Genomic DNA, 10,943 nt, shown 5'->3' with positions numbered 1-10,943 from the left:
AGAGGCACTTCCACCACCAGTCCCGACAGAGAATTGACCAGAAATATTCTCCTGTTTTGCTTTATAAGTCGCTTTATCTTGCAAACTTTCAATATTCAACTCTTTGGCAGTGACTTGAACACCTTTACCTTGAACCTGACCACCAATAATGTTTGTAGCATTACCACTATTAATTGTAGTTAAGCTATCTTGTGAGCCAACATGACTATTTAAATGACTTGTTTCATCGCCATTACCAGATCCTTTCCCTAAGTTTCCACCCGCAGTAATACCAAATCCTGCTTGTGAGCTATAGGTTATGCCAGCATTAAATCCTGAACTTTTATTGCCTGAACGCTCTGTACTATTTTGTTCAAAAGATTGGATATTAATATCATTATCTGCTGTTAAATGAGTACCTTGTTTCCCTATAACATCAGACCCTATGATATTTATATTCGAATCTTTACCTGCACCAGTTGCAACAACATTAACTTGACCACCAGCATTCACCTGACTTGCAGCCCCTGTCGTACTATCCGTATGACTAAAATTCATCTCTTTTTGCTGACCATAAGTAAGACTAACGCTTACTTCTGCCGCTTTAGTCAAATCCTGTGCACTTGTTGCTGCATCTTTAAGTTTAGCAATAGACTGTCCTGCTTTATAAGCATCAAATCCTGCATTTGCAACAGACATTGCATTTACACGATCATTCTTACTTTGACCAACTTGCTCACTTGAATTAAGAGCAGTTTGTATAGCAGATACAATTGGAACATTTACAGCAAGCGTCAATCCTTTTTGCTCACGCTCATATTTGTAATCATTTTGCTGATTTTCTGCTGCAGCTTCTATATTGACTTGCTGTGCAACAATATTGACATCACCTTTTACAGCAGAAACATTGCTTCCTGTTTGTTGATAGTTTTTACCAGCAACAATATGCGTATTTCCATTCAAACTACCTACAGATGAAGCAGTACTTCGCTTTGTCTGTCCTGTTTGATCTGTTGATTCTTTTATACTTCCTAAAGTAACACCTAAACCACCACTACTAAATAAGCCAGATTTTTTCTTACTATAAATACTATTTTCTGTACTTGTTGTTGTTGCAGCCTCTATCCGTACATCTTGTTTAGCATTTAAAACTGTATTCTGATCCGCAATAACATGACTGCCTTTTACAGATATATCTTTTTCAGCATTTAAACTAATGTTTTGACCACCAATAACACTACTAACAGCTTGAGTTTGTTCAGAACGATCTTTAAATATTCTTGTTGTGGTACTTGCAAAGCCTTTACTCTTTGTTTTTAAAGCATCATCTGCTGTTTTAGTGTATTCACCAGACTTAACATTGATATTTTCTGCTTGAGCAATCACATTACCTTGCGCACTATTAATTTCAGATGCACGTAAATTAATGTCATTTCCTGCATTCAGCTGAATGTTATTTTGCGCTTGAATTTGGCTACCAATTTCTCCATGCTCACTACGTTTAATGTAGTTATTAGCATCTTTAATATTTTCTTGCTTTTGACTAACTTGTGTCGTACCCAAGTTGATATCATTTTTTGCAGTAAGTTGTGTAATACCTTCTTCACTGGCATTTGAAATAACACCAGCATTGAGTTGTATATCTTTACCTGCATTTAATGCGAGTATACCCTGTCCATCTTTATCCGTTACGTAAACACCAGCTTGACGGTTTAAATGCGTGTTTGAACCTTGGTTATTTTGAGTTGTGTTTGTGCTAGTAACAATATTAATATTTTCACCAGCATCTAAGAATAATTGTTGCTTAGCATCAATCATCCCACTCACATTAGTAATATCTTTATTGGCCTTAGCGGAAAGTTTATCAGCAGTTAATCGACCACCAAGGTTTTGAATACTATCGGCTTGAATAACTAAAGCATTTCGACCTGCAATAATGCCACTATTTACAAGACTATTTTCAACATTCAGAGACGTGTTACTACCTGCAAGCAATGCACCATTACCATTAATATCTCCAGCCTGTAATCGAACATATACCTGTGGAGCTAATACAGTTTCAACACGTCCATCTGCTAATGTCACTTGTTGTTCAACCAACCAAACAATATCACTCGTTAAGTTAGCAATTTGCTCTGGACTTAAGGCAATCCCCACTTTTAACTGCATAGATTGTGCTGCCGTAACACCATTTCGCATCAACTGTTGGAATTGCTCTTCATTACTATTAAAGCCATCTAAAAAGCGACGTCCTGTGAGTTGACTAATTTGTTGTGTAATTAGTTTTTGCTCATAATAGCCATCACCCAAACGTTTATGCATATTTTGCGAATCTGTTGTAAGCATATTCAACATATAGTCACTACCTAACCATTTTTTATAGTTAGTAAATGCAGGATCAGTTTCAATTAAATATTCAGGATTATTTGGATTAGTGTTGAATAAACTACTATTCGGTAGAGATGTATTTACATCTAGCGTTCTAACTGTAATATCATTTTTTACAGTCGACTGTGCATTCAGTTGAGTATCTGGCTTAGTTGTTGATAGTGCTTGAACATGCTCTTGGTAAGCCAACACCCCCAAGTTTAAATCTGTAATAATCGGTGCTGGACGATATGAAGATGTACTATGTCCAGTCGTATCACGACCTTTCTTATGTTTACGCCAATAACTATGGAGTACACCTTCATCTGTTACAATGGTTTGACCCAATGTTTCATGGTTATCCAGATCTTTCACAGCAACATCTAGAACACCACCAGCAAGAATTTGACTATCCGAATTAAGTAAAGAGTCGCCCGTAATTTTAATATTCCCACCTGCAATAATTTGCCCTGGTGCTGAATTTACAACTTGGGTTTCTTGCTTAATTTTTTCATAATCATATTTATGCCAATTTTCATGCCACTTCCCATCTGGGGTCACCATATGATCCGATTCATTATTTTTTATTGACCACCCCAACTCAGCTTGACTACCTTCGGTATAACGCTGATTTTGTCCTTGCGCCTCATATTCAACTAAATGTTGGCGGTCCACTTCTTTTATTTCTGTTTTTAAATGCTCATTGGTGTTTCTTAATGTTTGGCTTGAGATTGCTAAATCAGCACCTGCTTCAATCTTCGCACTGTTATTATTGATACTTTGTGCTTGTCCAACTGCATACTTGTTTTCATCTAAAGCACCAGCAATCGCCATATTGCCTTCACTTGAGATCAGTGCATTTTCTTTATTTACAATGTCTTTGGCTGCTAAATCTAATCGATCCCTTGCTGCAATCACAGCAGCTTTAGATTCAGCAGCTATATTTTCTTCTTGGTTGATGACTTTATTTGCAGATATTGCAACATGGTTACCATAAATACGACCTGTGCCAATATTATTTAAAGCATTCGTCAGCTCAACTAATGTTTGACCATTACTATTAATTTCACCACGATTAGTTAAGTTTTCACTTTTAATATGGGTGCCATTATTGGCAATCATTCGCCCTGTATCTTTATTATCAATATCATTGGCTTTGAGTTCTAATTTTGAACCTGCTTGTAGTTCTGTTGTATTTACCAGATTACCTGCGGTTTCAATTTTTAAATTATTTCCTGCTTCAATTTTATTCTTCGTCGTGAAGCTATCTTTTAATTTCAGCTTTAAATCATTACCTGCACTGAGTTGACCATCAGCTGTAATTGATTTTGCATCAATCGCTACATTTTGATTCGCTAGAATTTTACCTGCTGTATTCTGAACATCACTTGCTTGAATGTCTGAATCTTGTGATGAAAGAAGCTCACCTTCATTATTATTTAAGTCACCTGTACCAATACTTAATGTTTTACCCGCAAGGATTTGTCCTTGTGTATTTTTAAGTTGTTCACTCTCAATACTCAGGTGCTGAACGACTTGAAATTTACCTGCGGTATTATCAATATCTCTTGTTTTAACCGTCGCATCTTGTGCGGTAACGACACCCTGATTATTCTTTAAATGCTGTCCCTTAACATTCAAAGTATTTAAGTTTAATGTCGCATCACTATTATCCAAACCTTGATTAAGCGTTAAATCTACACCACCATTTGCTGTAATTTTCCCTGCATCATTTTCAATACTGTCTGCTTTAATCTTGCCTTGGGCAAAACTCGCAGTAATTGACGTATTGGCCGAACTAGTGCTACCACCACCTGTCGCTGTACTTGGCGCTTCTGTTCCTGTTCCTGAACCACCTGTATTTCCACCGCCAGTGCCTGTACTTGGGGCTGTTCCTGTGTCTTGCTCTATTTCGCTATAACCAATTAAGCCTTTATTTTTATTATTAAGCATTTTGGCATCAATCGCTAAGTCTTGTAGACCTGTTTGTATAATTTTACCTGAACTGTTCTTCAGATCTTTTGTTTCTATATCAATTCGACCTGCATTAATCTCACCTTGGTTTTGAATGCTCGCTTTATTACGAATGTTCAATTCTGCAGACGTTGCTATCAAACCTGTATTATTGAGATTTGTCGTTTGTATGCTTTGTTTGCCTAAACTCGAAATACTGCCACTGTTTTTTAAGTCTGTAGCTTGAATATCTAATGTTGCTTGTTTGGCATCTTCTTTATGCTGTGCGACCACTGAACCACTATTTTGTAGTTGTCCATCTGCACTAATTTTAATACTACCAGCAGACGAAAATACTTGCCCTGCGTTATTAATGCCCACGCCTTTGTCTGTACTAATCAGGCTAATTTTGCCTGCGTACATTCCCCCTAGACTTCCTGTATCTATTGAGAATTTTGGGCTCTCTTTGCTTTCTGTACCCACCTTACGGATATTGTTATTCGCATCAATATCATTTTGACCTGCCACTACTTGCAAGTCTTTTGCCCAAACGCCTGCATTGATTTGTGCTGCATGACTGAGTAAGCGCGTATAGTCGGTTTTACTGGTATCTAAACCTTGTCCTGTAATGTTGATTAAACCATCTCGAACTTGAAAGCCTGTCACCACACCATTATTCAATAGTGGATTCCCTGTGGTTAAGGTCACTCCACCCGCATTAATAAATCCACCACCATCAACATTAATCCCTGTTGGGTTGGCAATAATCACATCGGCTTTTCGTCCACCCACTTCAATATAACCATTTAAGTGACTTGGGTTACTACTGTTCACTTGGTTAACAATAACTTTGGCTTCGCCACCTGCAAGCCATGGGTTTGCTTGAATATGTCCTGCAAGTTGAGTTTGGGTGTTTTGACGGCTGTTATTTAGAATTACGCCTTTTTGATTCACATCAAATTGTTGGTAATGGTTCATCGAAACGCCTGCCTTACTTGGCGTTTGAATGTTTACTTGAGGCGTTCCATTGGCGCTATTAATAATCGTTGGTCTTTGATTTCCTGCTGCATTTGGATCTGCAACTACATTGGCTTGTGCTAAATCTGTAGTAATACTAATGCTTGCAACGCCCGTTAAAAGCATGATGGAGAATGAGAGAACTTTTAAGCCTAAACTTTTTTCAGCTGTAGATTCTGTGTCTATCTCTACCTGCGTGGTGCGTTGATTATTCGTTTGTCCTTCTGCAGATACATTCTCTGCAACAACCACCATTTCACCACGGGTTTTACTAAAAATCGTTTTATAAAAGTTCTTATTCATTTCTCAATTACCTGTTCTTTAATCTTTTAAATATTTTATTCAGCAAGTGCGTGTTGGTTTTGCCAGTGCTTAAAATCTTGCTCACTCATCACATCCCCTTTGAATGTCATTATTTTCAAACCTGTCTCGTTACCTCTGTGATAGAGAGATCTCATGGCATTGTTAGGAAATAATTGTTGAGCAATAATATTTTTAATCGTTTTGCTATGACCAAATGGGCTAAACCAGTCAATAATCCATAAGCGATTACCACTGCTACTTTCTTCAATTGACAATGGTAGACCTTCGCTTTGTATATATTTTTTTTCAGTCTCTATATTTAAAAATGCCCAACTGACATAACCAATAACACGGTCATTTTCAATAAACACAGCAAATTGTCTGTGCTGTATATAAGGCACGATTCTCGTCATTAAATAGCTTAAGGGTGCATCTTTTAGCTGTGGCACGTATTGCCATAACCACATCAATGAACCTAAAACTTCAGCTTCACTCCAATGTTCGTGAGGGTAATGGGATGGTGCAATTAAACTAATATTTCCAATCTTCATACTATCCTCAACTAAAATGAGTAATTCACACTAAAACCATAGTTCATGTCGTAATTTTGGAAGTAATCTGGCTTCTTAATCGGCTTACCTGCAAACACGTCATAGTAAAATGTGCCACCCACTTTCACTTGACCTCGAAAGCCCATCGCACTACCCACTAAGGTTTTACCTAAAAGCTGATCCGCAGATTGCCCATCAACATGGCCTGCATCTAATGCAATATAGAATTGGTGTGATGGCAAAATTGACATGGCTAAATCATTACGCCAGTAATAACCACGGTCTGCAGCTAAGGTCATGTTCCCATCAAAGCCACGTACCGTATAACGTCCACCAATTGACATACGATCTTGCATGGTTAATGGTGTGTCGTTGTACTGCGCTCTGATTGAACTGGAGTAGTTATAGTTTTGTTGTTCAAATTGAAATGGCACATTTAAACTGGCATCTAATGTCCAAATCTTCATGCGCGAAGTCCCTTCATCAAAGGCTTCTTCTGGAGCGCGTAAAGCACTAAATGCACCTGTACCGCGCTTATAGCCAAGACTCAAATCGAGTACCGATGACTTAATATATTCACGGTGATCTATATTAAATTGCCAACCTGAAACATCGCGTCTTTGGATGGTCATCTCTGCATCATCAATGAAGCTTTTTGATTGGCGATGCCAACCTTTAAAGCTTGCTGAGGTTTTTCTTTTTGCATCACGATATAACAAGCGAGTTACACCCAAATCTTGTGTTTTACTTTCGCCATTGTAGTTGTAGACGTTATTCGCACCGGCAACAGCTTGGTCGTAACTGTATTGGCTAGCATTGGCACTCATAAGCCAGTTTTTATACGGTACTGAATAATGCAGTGCATAGTTATTGGTACCGCTTTTTACTGTCGTACCATGTTGATCTGTTATTTCTTGTTGATCTGCTAAGTTACGACCCACCGTAATATAGAAAAGGTCACTTCGAAATAAGGGATTGTCTAATGAAACAGTGATGTTGCCTTGGTACTTACCTGTTTGACGACTTCCTGCATCGTCTGCACTTAAAGTCACTCGGATTGGTATTTTTCTTTGTTTCCATTTGACAATGACATCACTTTGGTTCGGTGCATCCGCAGGGACAATTTGAATGTCCGCATCTGCCGTTGGTACACGTTTTAAGTTTTCTAAGCCTTGTTCTAAGTCTCGTAGATTCAGTACATCTCCATTTTTGATTGGAAAGATGTTCTTCGCATATTGAATTCGCCCTGCTCTGGTATTCGCTTCATCACTTAAATCAAGTTTGATTTCTCGAACTAAACCAGGAATAACAGTAAGCTCTAAAGTACCTGTACTTAAGTTTTGTGGGGCTGCCAAGATACGTGTTGTGGTATAGCCACGACCAATAATAATGTTTTGTGTTTTAGTCATCAGCAAATTAATGGATTGTTCACCCATACACATGCCTGACTTAAATTCGAGTTCTTTTAAAGCTTGTGTTAAGTATTTGCTAAACTTTTCACTCATTTCGCCATTAAGTTTTACTTCATTAATATCGAAACAGTTTTCTTCTTTTATTTCATGAAGTTTCAAGTTTTCTTTTTGACGTGCAGCATCTAAATTCACATCTACTGAAGGTTGAATGATTTTTGCTAATTCTGCTTGGCGTTGTTGATTTTGTATAAGACCATCTACAGCAGGATCAAATCTTTCTGCATAAATATTTGCAGAAATAGCACTACTCCCCAAAGCCAAAAGAACGCTTTTTACTAATATATTTTTAGTGAACATAATTGTATTGTGATTAAATTTTGCACAAAAAAATAACAAATTTCACGTAATTATTCAATATATATTGACAATTTATTTAATTTTATTTAATAAATTGTTGTTTTTTATATTATCTTTCTTAATTCGTATTAAGTTCACAATTAAACCAATTTATTCCTTTGCTACTTTACATACGAAATTCGTTGTTAAACACTCGATCAATTATTTTTAAAATATGAATTTACTCAAATAGAACTTATATTTTTTAGTAAAAAATATACAGGATTAACGTGAATTTTATTATATCTATTCAATAAACTTAGTTTTAAATCAATTAAAACAAAAAAATAATTCCTGTGGTGTGAATTGAACTAAAAACCTAAACCACTAATTCTTAAAAGAAAATCTACCCCTAAGACTCTGTACCCAATATATACCCAAATTAGATTTAGTGCATTGAATACTAAAACTAATTTTGTTCAAATCCATATTTAGGATTAGAATTTGTGTACGCATTTTAACATATTGCACAGAAATAAAATGTAATAATATATCATTATATTTTGTGCTATTTCTTTTTCATGTATCATTCATTCCAACACACTCAGGGATAAGGTCATGTTTGAAACTATTGACGATTTGAAGACAAGGTTAGATCAGCATCGTCCTCTTTCCCCTACAATTGTAAAAAATCTACAAGAAGACCTTATTATCCGTTGGACATATCACTCGAATGCGATCGAAGGCAATACACTTACCTTGCTTGAAACAAAGGTTGTCCTAGAAGGTATTACTGTTGGCGGCAAAGTATTACGAGAACATTTCGAGGCAATCAACCATAGAAATGCCATCTACTATGTTGAAGATATTATTCGTAAAGAAGAACCATTCTCTGAATGGCAGATTCGAAACATCCACCAACTCATTCTAAAAAATATTGATGATGAAAATGCAGGTCGCTATCGTCAACAAAATGTTTTAATCTCAGGTGCTACAACTACTCCACCAGACTACACATTGCTCAATGACAAAATGAGTCAGCTAATCGATTGGTACAATACAGAAGCACATAAGCTTCATCCAATCGAACGTGCTGCTAAAGTACATGCAGATTTTGTAGGTATCCATCCATTCATTGATGGCAATGGACGTACATCACGTCTATTGATGAATCTCGAATTACTTAAAGCTGGCTACCCTCCATGCGTTATCACTGTTGAAAATCGCTTAGCCTACTACGAAGCTTTAGATCAATGGATGGCTTATGGAAAAACTGAAGCTTTTATTCAATTAGTTTCCGAAGCTGTTCTGGAAGGATTTAAACCATATCAAACTGTTTTAGGAATATAAACAGCTTGTACGGTAGCTTGAGCGGTGTCTTGATCGCTAGCACTAGATGCCACAATTGCATCTAGAATCATTCTCTTTACTCAGAATATCGATTCTGATGATCCAATTGATATTGAAGATGATGAGATTTTAAAGCTACTGATTGAAAAACTTAAGGATACGCCTAATGGCAAACTTACTCCTTTTGCTCCTGTAATTATTAATGCCTTAAAAACTTGGATAGATGAGAACAAGCTCTGATTTTTCTTTAAAAAAAAGAATGTACGGCTAGATTAAAAAAACCAAGTTATAAATGTATGAGCAAGGGACTACCCGTAACGCCTAGCTGCCCTGAAAGAAATACCCCATAAGCCTGACCATATGCTCCCCCAAAATGCTTTCCAACGAAACCAGCCGCTGTTTGAATACCATTTGTAACTGCTTCATAATTTTCAGCTGAAGACATAAATTTCCCCTAAAAATAAAAACCTATAAAAAAAAGAAAAAAACCTACAATAGTGATATAAATCCAAAATTTTCTTATAAAAATACTTATTTTAAAGTCAACTAACCATCCTTTCTCCCCCTTATTAACATGCTCTAAATATTGTTCTTTAGTTTTTTTTGACATAGAAAATAGGTTTCCTGTATAAATTGGCAATAAGACTCCACCAACTATCAAGAATAAGCCCACTGTCGAAACAAAAGAGATTTCCATAAATATTTCCAATTTCTAAATTAAATCAAACTAAACTTCAGAATGATCAGCCTTATCCTGCTAAGGAATCCCCTTTGACTACGCCATTCGCAAGCTCTGGATAAATATAACCATAGTCTTTCATATAGTTATACATTCCAGTTGGATTACCTTGCTCGAGAAAACCTCTAGCTGTATCTATGTTCATTTCTTTTGGATGTTTCATTTTATTTTCCCCCAACTTTAAAAGAATTTATTAATTGTTCTGCATCTTGATATAATTGTTGCCAGTGTGGCAGTAACTCGCTATGAAAAGAGATCTTGAGATAACTGGTATTAAACCCATAATTAGGCTGATGAGCCGTGAATTCGCACCGTGACTCTCCACTTTTAAAATAAAGACATTCAATAAATAGACTAACTCCTTTGTCTTTTACTTCCTGCCAATACAGTGTTTTATTTGTTGTCGATGAATCAGTTTCTTCCTCTATTTCATAGAGCCCCAAATCAGAATTAAATTTTTTAGTCTCATTTATCCATGCCTCACTTACATCGTCCCCAGTTGAGTACCTCCCCCTCTTTAAGCGATTTTTTAAAGCTTCAATATAATCAAGAAAGTCTTTACTTCCCAACTCATCTGTCCAGAATGAGCGTTGGTTTAATGATATTGTGGTATCATTTTTACTATCAGAATCTAATTGAAAACCATCACCAGACGGTGTCATTTCAGGCCATTTTACCTTTAAATCAATACTTTGAATTTGATCATTGCATCCCTTAGCACTATGCTCTTCTTTTATATTTTTACCCCAATAATTAACACCCTGATAAGTTACTCTTGCATAATGTAGATATTGCTTATCAACAAGCATCTGCTGATCACCAAATTTTCCACAGGCATATAATCGTGCTTTGACTTTTTCAGGATCGTGCATACTGTCATAGCCATATATTAATAATGAAATAACCAAAACTATTGGTAATGAATAAAATATGACC

8 protein-coding genes are annotated in these 10,943 nt (G+C 36.3%); 1 reads left to right on the top strand and 7 read right to left on the bottom strand.

From position 1 onward, the window contains the following. The 3 genes from SKM54_RS12240 to SKM54_RS12230 form a co-directional block, all read right to left on the bottom strand. On the bottom strand, positions 1-5,619 hold a 5,619-nt coding region (locus SKM54_RS12240), incomplete at its 3' end, for a two-partner secretion domain-containing protein (RefSeq protein WP_321095488.1). Positions 5,620-5,654: 35 nt separating this feature from the next. After that, positions 5,655-6,170, bottom strand: coding sequence for a toxin-activating lysine-acyltransferase (locus SKM54_RS12235; RefSeq protein WP_321095486.1), 516 nt, complete (start codon positions 6,168-6,170; stop codon positions 5,655-5,657). 11 nt (positions 6,171-6,181) lie between these two features. After that, positions 6,182-7,903 carry a ShlB/FhaC/HecB family hemolysin secretion/activation protein gene (locus tag SKM54_RS12230; RefSeq protein WP_321095484.1) on the bottom strand — a complete coding sequence of 574 codons (1,722 nt, stop codon included), beginning with the start codon at positions 7,901-7,903 and terminating at the stop codon, positions 6,182-6,184. A gap of 633 nt (positions 7,904-8,536) precedes the next feature. On the opposite strand from SKM54_RS12230, the gene SKM54_RS12225 reads away from it, so the two are divergent. Next, the gene (locus SKM54_RS12225) at positions 8,537-9,268 is read left to right on the top strand and encodes a Fic family protein (protein WP_321090057.1); all 732 of its coding nucleotides are present in this window, start codon (positions 8,537-8,539) and stop codon (positions 9,266-9,268) included. A 286-nt stretch (positions 9,269-9,554) separates the two neighbouring features. Here SKM54_RS12225 and SKM54_RS12220 read toward each other — a convergent pair whose 3' ends face one another. The 4 genes from SKM54_RS12220 to SKM54_RS12205 all read right to left on the bottom strand — a co-directional run. After that, positions 9,555-9,713 (bottom strand): hypothetical protein, encoded by a 159-nt coding sequence (locus SKM54_RS12220; protein ID WP_321090058.1) that lies wholly within the window; start codon positions 9,711-9,713, stop codon positions 9,555-9,557. Positions 9,714-9,722: 9 nt separating this feature from the next. Beyond that, positions 9,723-9,965, bottom strand: a complete 243-nt coding sequence (locus tag SKM54_RS12215) for a hypothetical protein (RefSeq protein ID WP_321090060.1) — start codon at positions 9,963-9,965, stop codon at positions 9,723-9,725. 52 nt (positions 9,966-10,017) lie between these two features. Continuing rightward, positions 10,018-10,170: a hypothetical protein gene (locus SKM54_RS12210; protein WP_321095482.1), complete on the bottom strand. Its 153-nt coding sequence runs from the start codon at positions 10,168-10,170 to the stop codon at positions 10,018-10,020. Between the two features lies 1 nt (position 10,171). Next, on the bottom strand, positions 10,172-10,943 hold a 772-nt coding region (locus SKM54_RS12205), incomplete at its 5' end, for a hypothetical protein (protein WP_321095480.1).

Source organism: Acinetobacter faecalis (assembly GCF_034187745.1).
GTDB classification, from domain to species: domain Bacteria; phylum Pseudomonadota; class Gammaproteobacteria; order Pseudomonadales; family Moraxellaceae; genus Acinetobacter; species Acinetobacter faecalis.
This window is presented reverse-complemented; position numbering and strand designations above follow the sequence as displayed.